General features: G+C 53.3%; 15 protein-coding genes. 5 read left to right on the top strand and 10 right to left on the bottom strand.

What is annotated here, in order from left to right; translation table 11 throughout:
* Positions 1 to 153 precede the first annotated feature (153 nt).
* The 4 genes from HW115_RS06410 (at position 154) to HW115_RS06395 (ending at position 5040) form a co-directional block, all read left to right on the top strand.
* Positions 154 to 975, top strand: coding sequence for a PEP-CTERM sorting domain-containing protein (locus HW115_RS06410; RefSeq protein ID WP_178931762.1), 822 nt, complete (start codon positions 154 to 156; stop codon positions 973 to 975).
* Positions 976 to 1189: 214 nt separating this feature from the next.
* Positions 1190 to 1984 (top strand): PEP-CTERM sorting domain-containing protein, encoded by a 795-nt coding sequence (locus tag HW115_RS06405; RefSeq protein WP_178931761.1) that lies wholly within the window; start codon positions 1190 to 1192, stop codon positions 1982 to 1984.
* A gap of 168 nt (positions 1985 to 2152) precedes the next feature.
* The gene (locus HW115_RS06400) at positions 2153 to 4423 is read left to right on the top strand and encodes a glycoside hydrolase family 31 protein (protein ID WP_178931760.1); all 2271 of its coding nucleotides are present in this window, start codon (positions 2153 to 2155) and stop codon (positions 4421 to 4423) included.
* A 32-nt stretch (positions 4424 to 4455) separates the two neighbouring features.
* Complete coding sequence (locus tag HW115_RS06395) at positions 4456 to 5040, top strand: sugar O-acetyltransferase (protein ID WP_178931759.1); 585 nt, start codon at positions 4456 to 4458, stop codon at positions 5038 to 5040.
* On the opposite strand, the gene HW115_RS06390 is transcribed toward HW115_RS06395, so the two are convergent.
* The 6 genes from HW115_RS06390 to HW115_RS06365 form a co-directional block, all read right to left on the bottom strand.
* A complete protein-coding gene (locus tag HW115_RS06390) occupies positions 5037 to 5471 on the bottom strand; it encodes a hypothetical protein (RefSeq protein ID WP_178931758.1) in 435 nt (144 codons plus the stop codon). The genes HW115_RS06395 and HW115_RS06390 overlap by 4 nt on opposite strands.
* 60 nt (positions 5472 to 5531) lie before the next feature.
* The gene (locus HW115_RS06385) at positions 5532 to 5879 is read right to left on the bottom strand and encodes a P-II family nitrogen regulator (RefSeq protein ID WP_178931757.1); all 348 of its coding nucleotides are present in this window, start codon (positions 5877 to 5879) and stop codon (positions 5532 to 5534) included.
* Between the two features lie 163 nt (positions 5880 to 6042).
* Positions 6043 to 7185, bottom strand: coding sequence for a DNA-processing protein DprA (gene dprA, locus HW115_RS06380; protein ID WP_227021323.1), 1143 nt, complete (start codon positions 7183 to 7185; stop codon positions 6043 to 6045).
* On the bottom strand, positions 7182 to 7652 hold the full coding sequence (locus HW115_RS06375) for a hypothetical protein (protein WP_178931756.1): 471 nt from the start codon (positions 7650 to 7652) through the stop codon (positions 7182 to 7184). Before HW115_RS06375 ends, dprA begins: the two co-directional genes overlap by 4 nt.
* A 104-nt stretch (positions 7653 to 7756) precedes the next feature.
* Positions 7757 to 9367, bottom strand: a complete 1611-nt coding sequence (locus tag HW115_RS06370) for a M60 family metallopeptidase (protein WP_178931755.1) — start codon at positions 9365 to 9367, stop codon at positions 7757 to 7759.
* Between the two features lie 56 nt (positions 9368 to 9423).
* Positions 9424 to 10920, bottom strand: a complete 1497-nt coding sequence (locus HW115_RS06365) for a sulfatase (RefSeq protein ID WP_227021322.1) — start codon at positions 10918 to 10920, stop codon at positions 9424 to 9426.
* Positions 10921 to 11184: 264 nt separating this feature from the next.
* On the opposite strand from HW115_RS06365, the gene HW115_RS06360 reads away from it, so the two are divergent.
* Positions 11185 to 11652 (top strand): hypothetical protein, encoded by a 468-nt coding sequence (locus HW115_RS06360; RefSeq protein WP_178931753.1) that lies wholly within the window; start codon positions 11185 to 11187, stop codon positions 11650 to 11652.
* On the opposite strand, the gene HW115_RS06355 is transcribed toward HW115_RS06360, so the two are convergent.
* Genes HW115_RS06355 through HW115_RS06340 form a run of 4 tightly spaced genes read right to left on the bottom strand, consistent with a single transcriptional unit; the run spans position 11649 to position 15464 of the window.
* Positions 11649 to 13025 carry a sulfatase family protein gene (locus HW115_RS06355; protein WP_227021321.1) on the bottom strand — a complete coding sequence of 459 codons (1377 nt, stop codon included), beginning with the start codon at positions 13023 to 13025 and terminating at the stop codon, positions 11649 to 11651. The genes HW115_RS06360 and HW115_RS06355 overlap by 4 nt on opposite strands.
* Positions 13026 to 13068: 43 nt before the next feature.
* Positions 13069 to 14064, bottom strand: a complete 996-nt coding sequence (locus HW115_RS06350; protein WP_178931752.1) for a 5-oxoprolinase subunit C family protein — start codon at positions 14062 to 14064, stop codon at positions 13069 to 13071.
* Positions 14024 to 14728, bottom strand: coding sequence for a 5-oxoprolinase subunit PxpB (gene pxpB / locus HW115_RS06345; RefSeq protein WP_227021320.1), 705 nt, complete (start codon positions 14726 to 14728; stop codon positions 14024 to 14026). The genes HW115_RS06350 and pxpB overlap by 41 nt, the downstream gene beginning before the upstream one ends.
* 1 nt (position 14729) lies before the next feature.
* Complete coding sequence (locus tag HW115_RS06340) at positions 14730 to 15464, bottom strand: 5-oxoprolinase subunit PxpA (protein ID WP_178931751.1); 735 nt, start codon at positions 15462 to 15464, stop codon at positions 14730 to 14732.
* Positions 15465 to 15683: the final 219 nt, after the last annotated feature.

Here is a 15683-nt window from a genome sequence, read left to right as displayed (position 1 = left end):
TCATTCTTCACAAACGTTCATTTGTCATATTGTCGCGTATTGTTGTCCATCGATTTCGTTTCGCATTGCGAGCTTGATCCACCCCTACCCAAGCCCCTATTTCAGTAGTCACCATCTCTGAAGCTCAGACATCCATTTCTCCCTGACATTGGCATGAAAAAACATTGCACCTCAACGACCACATCTTCCACCGCCCGCCACTCGAAAGTGAAGCTGTATGGCTCATTACTGTCACTGACCTGCCTATGGTCTTTACCACAGCTTGAAGCCGCCACAACCTACACCTATGACTTTGAAAGCTTGAATGGCTCGGGGTTCCTTTCAACGAACAATTACGGAACCTTACTCAATGGCCAAGATGGGTGGATCAACGAATCAGGAGCTTCCACCTCCCTACGTGTAAGATCAGGAGATGCGAGTTTCGGTGGCAATAACAGCCTCTTGGCAAACAGCACAAGCACCTCGACACGACAAAACAATGCCGGCTTTTCCTATCTTATTGCCGACAGTTCGAGTTTTACGCTTTCGATAGACGTAAGAGCCGGAACCTCCAGGTTTTCCAGATTCGGTTTAACAGACAGCTTCAACAAGCTCCTTTTTGGCTTTGGTGTCACAGGAGGCCAGTGGTCTTTCACGGATCTCAACGGAACCACTACAAGCGGGACCTCGGTAGGATCAGCCAGCACATACAAAAACCTACTGGCCAGTGTAGACCTGGCTGCCAATGGAGGTAACGGAGCGATCTCCATCTCCTTGGCCGATATAGGAAGTGAATCAGGAACCGCGATTGCAGGCCTTCAGAACATCAACATGAACCTCGGAACGATAAACGGCTCAGACATGACGGGACTCTATGCAAGCATGGGAGGTTTCGGAGGCATGGATAACATCAGTATCACGGCTGTTCCCGAACCCTCTTCCGCTACATTACTCGGCTTGAGTGGACTCGCTCTGATCCTGCGCCGAAAGAGGTAAACAAAAGCTTTTCTCCCAAGCTCAGCCTATACACCCTGCCACAACTTTTACCTTTTTAATCTGTATTTTTATACAATCGCTCCACCTCTCGTTTAAAGGTTGACGCAGCCGGGAAACAACTTCAACTAAGCTCTCTAAAAAGAAGCGTCAAAAGGCGTGTAGCTCACCCACAGATGCTTTTTAGAAAACGCATAACAAGCCAACCAACAATCACATGAAAAAACAATCATTCTCAGCAGGCGCCCTTCTGCTCACAGGTGGACTCCTCTGCAGTGGCATCTCTGCACAGGCGGCCAGCGTTGTTGTCAGTGAAAACTTCGACGGACTCACCGGCAGCGGATACAATCCTGGGACCAGCATCGACGGTCAAGGCGGTTGGGTTAAGAATCTCGGATCGGTCAATGTCAGAAACGACTTCACTACTGGCAGCTTCGACGGAAATGTGGCCTATTCTAAAAATAGCTCAGGACATGCCTACCGCCACGATGGCAACGCCTACCTAACATCAGCAACGACAACCCTCACCTTTGAACTTTCTGCCAGAATCGGCACCCGGTTCTCCCGGGCAGGCCTCGCCTATTTTGACGGAACCTCGATCAACCCTGGTTTTTATTTCGGTGCAGGACGGGAAAAAGGATGGGCCGTTTATTTGGGAAGCGGCACAGGCGGCGGTATTGAAATTGCCTCCTCTACGGATGGGTATTATACGGCAGACGGTGTTGACCTTCGTCTCACCATCGATCTGACCAACGAAACCGGCACCTTTGAATACAAAGACAGCGGCGGCACCTGGCAAACACCCACAGGCATGACCGATTTTGATTTCTCAGCTTTGGATACGAATGCCTCAGACGGCAAAAACCCACTCAATTGGGACAGCCTCTATATTCGTAACGCCCTCTCAGGTGACACCGTTGACAACCTTTCCTTCACGGCTGTTCCCGAACCCTCTTCCGCTACATTACTCGGCTTGAGTGGACTCGCTCTGGTCCTGCGCCGCAAGAGGTAATCCGACACCCCTCACGGAATACGTCCAACTTGCACAACTCGAAAGGTTCGTCTGACGACTCACCTATGAAGATCATCATGCCTCACCCCTGCCTCTTTCGCTTTTCATCGCAAAAGAGGAGGTGACAAAATACGCTGTATTAATGCTCCTCGCGTTCTTCTTCTCAACATGAATCATTCCTTCACCCACGTCCCGGCAGGCGCGGTCCTGCGCCTTCCCTTGCCCACTTCCGATATGGAAATTGTCAATGGTGAAGCCCGGCTGACAATTCCTTTTGCCGCCTACGCCGGCCAACCCGGCCTGATCAGGCAAACATCTACGCCCTTGGTTCATCACATCCTGCGGGTTCGCGCCTACGGCGACCACATCCTGCGCATCAGCTTCGACCCAGTCGATCATGCCGAGCTGGAGAGTGAAATGCTCAACCCGGAAACGATGCCGAAGCCCCAAGCTCTGAGCATCCGACAGACCGGCGACCAGATAGAACTGCGCGACCCGAGCAAGCGGGTAAGAGCACGCTTCAATCTGGCTTCCATTCCGACCCGACAATGGAGCGACCTCCTTCCTCCCGGCGAGAAACTCTTCGAGGCCGAGTGGTTTCCCGATGCCGTCACCAAGGTTCCCATGGCATCCTACGACCGTTTTGCTCACGGCATCACAGATTCAGTGGCATTGGGCTATCTCGAACAGAATGGCCGGATTGAACACACCCTCTTTTCATTCCAGGCATCGAGTGACGAACGGTTTGCCGGCACAGGTGAGCGCTTTGCCAAAATGGATCTGTCGGGAAAAACCATCACACTTGAAAATGACGACGGACTGGGAGTCAACTCCCGGCGCACCTACAAAAACATTCCATTCTTCCTTTCCAGCCGCCCCTACGGTCTCTTCGTTCACAGCAGTAATCGCATCCACCTCTCGCTCGCCGACCTCTCCACCCGGGCCGCGCAGGGGCTCGTCGAAGATGACTCACTGGATCTTTTTCTGTGTGGCGGAGGTTCAAGCGCATCCATTCTACACAACTACGTCAGCCTGACCGGATTAGCTCCAGATCTTCCAACCTGGAGTTATGGCATCTGGATGTCCCGGATGACCTATTATTCGGCAGAAGAAGTGCAGCAAGTCGCTCAACGGCTGCGCGATGAGGATTATCCATGCGATGTCCTGCATCTCGACACCGGTTGGTTTCCAACCGACTGGGTCTGCGATTGGCAATTTAGCCCCGAGAGCTTTCCCGAGCCCGCTTCATGGATGGCCGGGATGCGCCAGCAAGGATTTCGTATCACGCTCTGGCAAACCCCGGACATCTCGGAACAAAGCAGAGTCTCAGAGCATGCCCAGTTCATGGGCTACCTTCCCCGCGTCAAAGAGAAACAAGATGCAGGCTCCGATTTCAGCCGGCAGGGGATTCTCGGCCCTATCGACTTCAGCCACCCCGGCGCCGTGCAATGGTACCAAAATGACCTCATCCTGCCCCTTCTCAAACTGGGGGCATCAGCGATCAAAACAGACTTCGGCGAAAACATCCCGATGCAAGCCGAGTATCACGGATTAACAGCAAACAAACTGCGTAACCGCTATGCACTGCTCTACCAGAAATCAGCATTCGAGTGCACACGATCCGTTTTCGGTGAAGGTCAATCGCTGATTTGGGCTCGCGCCGCATGGGCTGGCTGCCAGCGCTATCCGGTTCATTGGGGAGGCGACGCTGAATGCTCATGGGAGGGCATGGCCGCCACCATTCGAGGAGGTCTCCATCTGGGGCTCAGCGGCTTCACTTACTGGTCCCACGACGTTCCCGGGTTCCACGGGACACCCGATTTTATGAATAGTTGGCCTTCGGACAACCTTTACATGCGCTGGACCCAGCTGGCGGTGTTTTCTTCCCATATCCGTTACCACGGCTGCAGTCCACGCGAACCCTACGAATACCCGGCCATCGCAAACCGCATCCGCACATGGTGGAAACTCCGCTACGCTCTGATCCCCTATATCATGGAACAGGCCAATCTCTCGGCCTCTGCCGGCCTGCCCGTCTTCAGAGCCCTCATCCTCGCCGATGAACCCGATACCAGCTGCTGGCACATCGACGACCAATACCTCTTTGGGAACGATTTTATCGTCGCCCCGATCATGAATGACGAAGGACTGAGAGATGTTTACCTACCCGCCGGTTCGTGGATTGATTTCTGGACAGGGGAACACATCACTGGCGGCCAGTGGCTACGCAAGCTGCACCATGACCTTAGTCACCTACCCGTTTTTGTCCGCGAAGGAGCAAGCCTGCCCATCTATCCCGAACCCGTCTCCTGTTCCGACGACATGCATCCATCCAAAATAATCCAAATCACCGTCAATGAAGGATTCGGAGGACTACCCGTTTGCCGGGAATTATGGAACGCCCAACCTTCCCCCCCGCAACATTCAAATGCCCACTAGCGCACCCAACTAAAACACGCTAGGGTGCTCGCATGACGGAACGAAGTGAATTGGAAAAATGCCTGGTAGGTGAACCCTTTGAGTCATCGGCCCCCGAGCTCATTGAAATGATTGTGCAAGCGCGGAAGCTCACCGGACAGTATAACCAACTTGCCGCCGATGACCTGACAGCACGAACTCACATTCTTCAGCAGCTTCTCGGCGGACTGGGAGATCAGGTCTACATCGACACCCCGTTCTACTGCGACTACGGCAAACACATCTTCATCGGCGACCATGTCTACATTGGCCTGAACTGCACCTTTGTGGATAATAACCACATCCACATCGGCGACAATGCCCTGATTGGATCCGGGGTAAATATCAGCACCGCGAGCCATCCAGTCGAGGCCAGCCAACGGATCCTTGAACATGACGGCAAACATCAGGGCTACGCCACGACTTCAGCACCCGTCCGGATTGGAGAGGGTGCCTGGGTTGGATCCAGTGCCACAATCCTCTCTGGCATCAGCATCGGAAAAAACACCACCATCGGAGCAGGCAGCGTGGTCACCAAAAATATCCCGGACAATTGCGTCGCAGTCGGCAACCCCTGCCGGGTGCTTCGATCAATCTAGGAGTCATCCAGAGAATCGCGCATCGACGCCAATCGGGTCTCGTGTTCGTCCAATATGAACATCGAGCGCTTGAAATCAATCAGTCCAGCCAGCTTCTTCGCTTCCTGACGGGAGCGGTCATCGATTTCGAGCACCATTTTTCCCATATCCACTCCGGGGATGTCCTTGACCAAGGAGGGGTCCGCAATGCGTAAGACCAAGCTACGGATCCGAAACCACTTTTTGACCAATTCCACATGGTCAATTTGTCCGTAGGGAAGGTCGATGGTCAACATCTCACTCTTCCCCCCGCGAAACACATTTCCCTTTAGTCGCCAACTCAAGGCAACACGATCGGGCATAAAACGCAACTTCCCCAGCACTGCCTCGCGCCCAAGGGGATCGGTGGCAGGTATGGAGAAGTGAATATTGACCGGCTCAATGGATACCATGACCCGGTCAGAATAACGGGAATCGCCAGAGGATCAACCGCAACTGGCGAAAATGAATCATTAATTGACGGCCACAGCATCGCTGCCGGTCTCACCGGTCCGAATGCGGATAGCATCTTCAACAGGAGAAATGAAGACCTTGCCGTCACCGATCTTGCCTGTGTTCGCACTTTTAACAATTGCCTCAGCAACGGTAGCGGCGTTCTCATCATCCACGATGATTTCAAGCTTCACTTTGGGAAGAAAATCCACGGTGTATTCACTTCCGCGGTAAATTTCAGTGTGGCCTTTTTGACGGCCAAATCCTTTGACTTCGGTCACGGTCATCCCCTGTACGCCGACTTCGGCAAGGGCTTCTTTCACTTCTTCCAGTTTGAAGGGTTTGATAATGGCTTCGATCTTTTTCATGATGGTTGGTGGTGGCTAGTTTATCCTCCGTGTCTATGATGGCAAGCAAGCATCGTGCCAATTTTGAACAGGATGAAGATAACAGGTTATTTTTATCAGTAGAATCAAGGATTCCGAGGGATGGAAAATCATACTCTAGCGAGGTTTCTCAGTCTGGCCAATCTTATTTTCTGCCAATTCGCCCACCCGGGAACTGGCGCAAACGACCTGTCATTTCGAGTTTCAACAGCGTGGCATTGAGAGTGGGTAACGCCAACCCGGTCTCCTCCAACAGCTGGTCCATCAACATCGGATCCTGGTCGAGAACCTGCAGAATCGCCTGCTCATCATCCGACATCGGTAGATCGGCACCACGACTGGTCGCCTCTCCGGATCGATCTGGTTTTTCAGAAGTGCTCCCGCAGCCAACCTGGATGCTGTCTGCCACAGGCAGCATTTGAAAATCATCGAGAATATCCTGACCGCCTGTCACGAGAATCGCCCCGTCGCGGATCAGCCGATTGCAACCAGCCGAGCTCGGTCGGTCAATTTGACCGGGCACGGCATAAACCGGCTTTCCCATCTCTCCTGCGAGGTTAGCCGTGATCAAGGCGCCTGACCAAGCCGGGCACTCCACAACCACCATCGCTTGAGACCAACCGGCGACAATCCGGTTGCGCATCGGGAATGTTTTTTTACTCGGGGCCGTATGCAAGGGAAACTCGGAAACCACAGCGCCAAAACCAGAAGCAATTTTTTCTGCCAGTCCCATGTTTTCAGGTGGGTAAACCTGACCAAGTCCTGAACCAATCACCGCGATCGTCCGCCCCTTGGCCGCAATCGCCCCTTCGTGCGCATGAGTATCAATCCCTCTGGCCAAACCCGATACCACCGTCATACCACTGGCCGCCAACTGAAAGGCAAACTGCCGCGAACACTGGGTGCCATAATGAGAGCACTTTCTCGAACCGACGATACCCAGCGCATGACGGTCCCTCTCCTGCAAATCACCCCAGACGTAAAGAACCAAGGGAGGGTCATACAAGTGACGCAACGCCGCCGGATACGTTTCATCTGCGAGTGTCACCACCTCGATACCACGCTGATTCGCCTCGCGTATTTCCTCAGCCAGATCAATCCGGCTTTCCCAATCGTGAATAATTTTGGCAATTTCGGGGCCAATCCCGTCCACAACCTGCAGGCGGGAGTGTGTCGCCGAGAGAACCTGCTCTGGACCTCCCAAGGATTCGATCAGGCGGCGCACCCGCACGGGACCGATTTTAGGCAACATATTCAGTGCCACATATGACTCACGGTCGGTCATCATCGCTGCTCTCTCTCTTGATACGCCCGCGCCACCGAATCCCGGACCAAGACCATGATTGTGAAGATTCCAAGCACAGTCCCGAGAGGCATGTTCAGGCAGTTGACACCGGCAATCACCAAGGAAAACGTCCGTCGGCTTTTCTTTCGCAAACAAACACCCGAATAAGCGTTAGCCAGAGTCATCGCAAGCATCAGCAATCCAAACAATAGATAAAACCAAACAAACACACCCATCAACGCGGTCGGTGAGGGACCGGCGGGAGTAGACCCCGTTGTTGCAACATCAACCTCCTGCACGGTCATCATCACAGATTTCATGACCAGGAAGTGGATCACCAAAAAAATCAAACCTGCGGCCGTCAATCCGGCATACACATAATGAAACACCGCCAGCAGGCGCAAATGCTCGTCATCTTTCACCCTCGGATCCACCGGGTAGGCAGTCGGGGGCGTCACGGGAGCTTGCATCGGTGGAGGTTGCGTCGTCACATCCCCTACCTAACATATAAGCCGACGATTCGGAATCTAAAAATCAGCCTTGCAAGGTAACAGCCTCACACAGTTGAGATTTATTACCCTTCCATATATTTGTCGAACCCTTTGGGGATCCACACAGGTAATGCTTTCAATTGTTCAGCTGTCTCGGGACTGATCTTCACGCCCCAAAGTTTTTCGACATAGGGTGTCAGGTTATGTCCGGTTTGTTTAGACATGCGGAGCACAAAGGCATCCCGCTTTGCCTGATTTTCTTTTGGCATGGCTTTCCCTGCATCCTGGTCTTTGCAGTATCCAGCCAGGACTTTGCCGATGCTTTCCCATCCAAACTGATCCCGCAGCAAAAGATACATCGCCAGCTTTTCTCCGGCACCAAATTCCGAGTAACTTTTTCCGGTCGACAGTGCCTTGTGGGCACGTTGCCTGACCTCTTCCGGTGATGCCGTCCAGCTCCAACCACCACGGTTCTCCATTTTCAAGCGATCCATGGCATGCGAGGAAAACAAATTCACCGTCACTTCCACCGATCCATCAAAGGTGTAGGGGTTATTCCACCCCCAGGCTTTATCCGGGCGTCGCTGGGCTTCGTGCCCTAACTCATGAAACCACCCCCAGTTCCCCTGGATCTTGAGTTTTTCCAAATCCACCACTCCCCGGCATTGCTTTTGCGGCCCCTGCATCGGGTATCCGGCATGGAACAAACCCACGGATATTTGCACATCCACATTCACCCTCTCAGGGCCATACCGGGTGTGCGCCATCCCTCCAAGCTCATCGTGTAATGCCACCACCTTGTCCCAGTATTTCAATAACTCCGTCGGGTCGGCCAGATCACGAATCCAAGCGGAGGGAAACGACAAGGCGATCCGATCGGTCACCAGTTCGGCATAGGGGGCGGGAGCCAGGCGCCCCTGCTCACGCCACGCTTTGGGGTCGGATTTCCCCAAAACAAAATACGGTGCCTGTAAAGCATGGTTTACCTGCACCTGAAAAGATTTCCCTGCCCGAACTTTGTTGCCGGTGTCGATATACAGGGCACCACCAAATGCAGCGGCAACCTTCACTTCTTTACTGTCGACGGGAAAGCTGCGGGACGGTTTGGTGGGTAAACGCATCAGGTTTTTTTTCACCGAAATGTTGTCACGGTGACCGGACACGTGCACCTGCAAGCCCTTGCCCACCCAGGCGTCCGGAAACACCAGAGTCACCAGTTCGCCGGGGGCAGCGTATAGCCCCGTGGCCTGCCAACGCACCACCGCGGGATCAATCTTGACGGATTGTTTTACCCGGGGGGCTTTCTCCGGGATTTGACCAAACAAGTCTTCCGCTGCCGGGTGGGCTGGCGTTGTTGCGGCGGGCAGCCGGTTCAGGTAATCCCCGGCAAGTTTCATAATAGCTTTGGCACCCGGGTCCTTCACCACCTTGAGTTGCCCTTTGGCATTGTGCCCGATCATCGTCGCCGACGCATCCACACAAGCACGCTGGATTTGCTCACGTTGTTCCGAACTCAGCGGCTTGAGCGACTTCTTCGACAAGCGCTCGACCAATTGCTCACGCTGTTCGCCGGTGAGCTTACCATACCCTAAAATATCCTGACCCAATGCCTGTGCATCCTCGGAAAGTGCCGCCTGAACCCCCAACACTCCGGCCAAGGTCCAACCGGCCATCCATAAGTATGATAAACGCATACCCCTGATACGCGTTGGCTCCGGCGATCTTTCCAATCACCGGTGGTCGACCACGCCTACCACTTCTCAAACGTTCCCTTGAATCGAGGATTTGCGACAGCCGGAAGTGCCTTGGTTTCACTCTTCCACTGTTTCAATTCCTCCAGCAACTGCTTCACCTTCTCCGGATGTTTTTCGGCTAGATTCTTTTCTTCACCAATATCTTCGGCCATGTTGTAGAGCTCTGGTTCTTTTCCCCAGGCAAACTCAATCAACTTCCAATCTCCCCGACGAATCACGGAGCCGGGAATCCCTCCCTGATTCCCCCAGTGTGGGTAATGCCAATAGATCGCCTTACGTCCCAATGGGGCGGCCGGGTCCTTCAGCAGGGGAACCAAACTCACCCCATCCACATGCTGTTCAGGAAGCGCGGGCAATCCACAGGCTTCAAGCAAGGTCGGGTAAAAATCGGTCGAGATCACCGGAGTCTTACACACACTGCCGGGGCCGGTTTTCCCGGGCCAGCGAACCAGCATCGGTTCCCGCACACCACCTTCATAGAGCCAGCCCTTGCCAGCGCGATAGGGTTTATTGGATGTTGGCGACCCCTCGGATGTCGACAAACCACCATTGTCAGAGAAAAACACCACAATCGTATTGTCGGCAAGTCCCTCCTCGTCGAGCGCCTGCATCACCTTGCCGATTGCCAGGTCCATGGCCTCAACCATCGCACCATAAATAGCATGTTCCTGAACCTCGCGGACGCGTCGCGGTTTATCATAACCCCAGATCTCGCTATCCTTGGCCCCCAATGCCTGCTTTTTCTTTTTGTATTTCTCCACCAGATCCTCGCGTCCGATCAGGGGCGTGTGCACCGAATAAAACGAGAGATAGGCGAGAAAAGGCTTCTCCTTGTTCGCCTTGATAAATTTCACCGTCTCACTCGCCAGACGGTCGGGTAAATGCTCGCCCTCCGGCCCATCTTCCAGCCTCGGGTTTCCGTAAGGAGAAAAGTATTTTTTTCCACCGTAAGGACCACCCCGGGTCCAGCCTCCCTTGTTGACATCAAATCCATGGTCTTCTGGCCACGAACCTTTCCCTCCCAAATGCCATTTACCGGCAAACATGGTGGCGTAACCATGTTTTTTAAAAGCCTCAGCCAAGCTGGTGTGCTCTTTGGCAAGGAAACCTTCATACGGTGCCGGCAACACCGGGCGCTTGGTGAAACGCCCCAACTTGTCGCTCTTCAGTGCGTCGTAATCCGTCGGAATGGTTTTGTGAAACTCATTGGGGCCTCCAAAAAAGTCGGTGTTGCGAGTCCGGGCAGGATACTGTCCCGTCATGATCGACGCCCTGGTGGGAGAGCACACCGGACAGGCGGCGTAGCCTTGGGTAAAACGCATCCCGGACTTGGCCAGTTTTTCCAAATGTGGGGTTTCATAAAAACTCTCCGGATTGTTCGGTGTGATATCCATAAACCCCAAATCATCCGCCAGAATAAACACCACATTCATCGGCTTGGCACTCAAAGGAACAAGCAAGGCCGTCAGCAAAGTACAAATCACCAATCTCATATCCATGAACTGACAAGCTATGCCCTCGAGTGACAAGCAGAAAATCCCACTATGCCAGCATCTCCATCTGATGGCTACCAATCTGCCTACATTCCGCTAGAAAGGCTTGAATGACCTTTCTGTTAGCCATCAGCATCTTGACAGTCACCGTCCCGAGACACTAGGGTCGCTGATGTCATGCCCCCGACAATCACAAAACCGAGCCTCTACCGTATAATCTCATCCTGCAGCTTTGCTCCACTGCTCGGTTTATTATGTATCGCCATGGCGATCTTTCTATTCACCTTGATGACCATTGTCTTTTCGATAGATACCGACAATCAGTCCATGAACTATTTGTTTTATATCTGTCTTGGGGCGGCTTTTCTTGCAGGGCTCTATCTGATGTCACTGCTTCATTCCTGGTATCAACGGCAGCGAACCTTTCACATTGTCACGCTGTGTTTATCCATTCCCGCCATGCTGGTTGGCTTGGCAGGCACCGTCTCCATCGTGACCAGCTACCAACAAATCCAAGCAGCCAGAGTTGCGTTTGATGCCAGTGGCGAGGATGGCCCGCCCCCGGATTTCACCGGCCTTGGCAGCCTGATGCACATCATCTTGGGATTCGGAATGATCATCGGCCTGCTCATTGGCCTCTGCCTGTTTTGCTCAGCGCTCTTCGCCCTCTTAGCACGGAAGCTTGAGCGCGGCCAACCTCCGAAAATGCCAGTTGCAGCACCTCCGGCCTAATCGATCTGCAAAGAGTCATCCATTTCTTTCTGGAGTTCTTTGAATGCTTTTTTCAGCTCCTTGAGTTTCCCCGCATACTCCGGGTTATCAGCCTGATCGACCATCTCATCCGGGTCCTTCTTTACGTTGTAGAGTCGGAACTTCTTGATCTTTGGATAATAAATCATCTTCCAGCCACCCATCGAAATCATCCGCTGTGAGTTGACGTATTTTCCATAGATTCGATCATACTGCACCTTGCGCTCCCCCTTGATCAATGGCATCAGGCTATTGAACTCAACATGGGCCGGTTTTTCCACCCCTGCCAAATCGAGTGAGGTTGCCATCGCATCCTGTAAATAAATAGGCATCTCAAATTGGCTGCCCGCTTTGATCCCCGGACCAACGATCATAAAGGGAACACGCATGCTGTGCTCATACATGTTTTGTTTTCCGATCAATCCATGATGCCCAACGGCCAATCCATGGTCCGCAGTGAAAATAATATAGGTATTGTCCGCCTTGCCTGTCTTTTCCAAGGCCTCCAAAATCCTTCCGATCTGAGCATCCATGTGGGTGACGCAGGCAAAATACTCCTGTCGGTGGACCTTCACGGCAAACTCAGTACGAGGAAAGGGCGCCAGCTTCTCATCCCTGAGCCCGGGCCCACAACCGATCTCTTTGTGGTATGGGTAAACCTCTAAATAGTTCTTCGGCACCTTGATTGTATCCAGCGGATACATATCCACGTATTCCTTTGGTGCCTGCCTCGGATCATGTGGTGCATTAAAGGCGAGGTACATGAAGAATGGTTTGTCATCCTTCTTCGCTTGTTCGAGAAAATCCACGCCGTGATTGGCGACCACCTCCGACCAGTGTGTGCCACCAGCCCAGTAACCACCATGGCTTTTATCCCAAGGTTTCCATCCCTTTTCGTAATCCTCCTTACTGGTTGGACGATTGTATCCGGAGCCCTTCGGCATCCCCGGGCGCACATCCTGGACCACATCAAAACGGGGCTTACCAGGCACATGCCATTTACCCGTCATGTAGGTTTTATAGCCGGCATCCCGCATCATCTCAGACCAATGCGGTTGGGAGCGAATGATTTTTTGTGCCCGGTTCACAAACGCACCGCTGTTGAGCATAGCGCGACTGGCCAGACAGACCGCCCCATTCCATGCCCCCATGTTAAACGCTTGGGAAAAGGTAGCTCCCTCATGCACCAGGCGGTCCAGGTTCGGCGTTTTACAATCGGTTAAACCATAAGCCCCGACGCTTTCAAAGGTTTGATCATCGGCAAAAATAAACACAATGTTCGGTTTTTTTTGCTCGGCCACCGCCGGCAACAACAAACTGGCCGCTAGTAGGACCATCAAATTTCGTTTCATCATAGTAGGTAAAAATTGCTGTAATGCTTAACGTGGGTCCATGGACTTACCTTACAAAAAACCGACAAAAGCCCAACCATGCAGCCCTAGCATCCTCCAGCGCTACAGGGACAAAGGAAACCTGTGCTCCGGGGCGCAATTGAGCCAATTTTGGCAAATCCACCCGAGCCACACACCCTAACTTCGGGTAACCTCCCAAGGTTTGACGGTCATTGAGTAAAATAATCGGCTGCCCGTCAGGCGGAATCTGGACCGAGCCCAATGCCAAACCTTCCGAGATCACCCCTGATGACGGAACCCTTATTTCAGCCCCCTCCAAGCGGGCCCCCATCCGATCACCCAGTGCACTCAAGGAATAGGTCTGCCGGTAAAAGGCGTCCATCTCGGAGCTAGAAAAAAGACTCGATTGATACGACTCCACCACGCGTAAACAAACCGATTGCCGATACTCAGGGATCATTCGTGGCGGAACCCTGACATTTCCAAGCGATGCCAAGCCATGACCTGCTGAACCACACTTCGATCCGTGGTCAGACAGACAGGGTAAACGATCCCCCGCTTGCAGGGAACGTCCATCACCTTCCAGCCCGCCCATCCTATTTCTTGCAACCGTGGAGACACTCTCCTGGCTCGAAGGCACTTGAAAACCACCTCTCACCGCCAGATATGCCCGCATGCCATCCCGCGCAGCGCCCAGGGTCAAGATCTGCCCCGGCTTCATCCTGAACGTTCGCCAGTGTTCGATCGGGCAAGCGTCAAGCCGTGCCTGCATATCCGCCCCCGTCAAGGCGAGGCATAGCTCCTGCTCCGCTTGAAAGGTAGCTCTACCCACCGTCAACTCAATAAGCGGAGCTTCCATCCTGTTCTCTAGCAGCTTATTCGCCCAGGCATACGCATGCACATCAATCGGTCCCCCTTGACTCATCCCCTGGGGAGCAAAACCGTATCGCCCCCAATCTTGAAGCTCCGACCGAATTCCCGGCCTGACCACCCTGAGCCCCTTAACCATTCCCGATCTCCCCTCCCGCACGCAGATATTCATCCTTTGAAATGGGTTCAAACTTCACCCGATCACCAACAACAAAGGGAGAAACCGGATCCTTCATGCGATCAAACAAGAGCTCCGGACAACGGCCAATGATCTGCCAACCACCAGGCGACTCCGACGGATAAACCGCCGTTTGCCGATCGGCAATACCCACACTGCCGGCGGCCACTTTCTTCCGCGGAGTGGTCTTCCTCGGATGTGCAATCCGCTCGTCAAGCTCAGCTAAAAAAGCAAAGCCAGGAGCAAAACCAATCGCACAAACATGATACTCACAGGAGCTATGCAATCGAATCACCTCCTCGACCGGCACCCCGCAGTGGTCGGCAAGTTCTATCAAATCAGGGGCCACCTCGGGAGAATAATACACCGGCAAGAGATGTAAACGACTGGAGTCATCGCTCTTACCCTGCACCAGTTCGGAGTGCAATCGCCGAACCCGGTTAGGAAATTTATCGAAATCGGCGTGCAGCACATCCAACTCGACCAAAATCGATGTATAAGATGGCGTCACCTCGATCACTTCCGGGCATCGATTCGCGATACGCTCAGAAAACTGACCAATCAACGGCGCCAGATGAACATCTATCTCTTCACCGAGGTAGAGAATCCAACTCGTTTCCGACACCGGTTCGATCCGCAGCTTCGTTTCCTTCATCATTTTACCCAGTCTGCAATGCCTTGCGGATGCGGGCTACGGCGGCAATCGATTCTGCATTGTCCCCATGCACGCACACCGTATCGGCGGATAGAGGAAACTCCCTGCCATTTACACTCGTCACCGTCCCGGAAGTTTTTATCTGCATCACCTGATCCACCATCTGTTGGGTCGATGCATAAACCGCACCTGGTTGACCGCGAGGCAGCAAAGATCCCCCATCGGAGTAGGCCCGGTCAGCAAAAGCCTCCATCAACAAGGGCACCTGATGACATTCCGCCATTTGTTTTCGCTTCTCGTTTTGTGCTCCGGCTAAAATCATCAATGCCGGATGACCGGGCATGGCTGCCACCGCAGTAAGAACAGCTTCAAACGTTGCCTCACATCGCATCATATCGTGATAGAGTGCCCCGTGCGGTTTGACGTATTCAACTTGAGCACCATGCAAGTCGCATATCGCCTGTAGTGCGCCAACTTGATAAGCCACCAGGCGGGTGATCGATTCCGCTTCGTGAGGGATTGATCGACGTCCGAAACCTTCAAGGTCGCGGTACCCCGGATGTGCGCCGACCATCACTCCGTGATCCAAAGCCAAACAAACCGTCCGGTCCATGCCATCCGGGTCCGAGGCATGGAAGCCACAAGCGATGTTCGCCATGTCCAAGTATGGCATCAATGCGGCGTCGTCCCCTACCGACCACGGACCAAAGCCCTCGCCCACGTCTGCATTCAGTTTCATGGTCGGATCATGCCCCAAACAACTATCCGGGTGAAGCACCAAAGTAGGACAGGATTGCATCCTGTCGGCAACCTTGGTGAACCCAAGCTACAAGATCTTGTTCCCAAGCCTGCCGACAGCTTGAAAAGCTGTCCTACTGCCATCCTCCTAAAAGCACTTATACCAAGTAGTAAAACAGACGGGACGATAGCCGAGATGAATGAGTTCTTTGGTAAGGCG

The organism is Oceaniferula marina, assembly GCF_013391475.1.
In the GTDB taxonomy this organism is placed as follows: Bacteria; Verrucomicrobiota; Verrucomicrobiia; order Verrucomicrobiales; family Akkermansiaceae; genus Oceaniferula; species Oceaniferula marina.
This window is presented reverse-complemented; position numbering and strand designations above follow the sequence as displayed.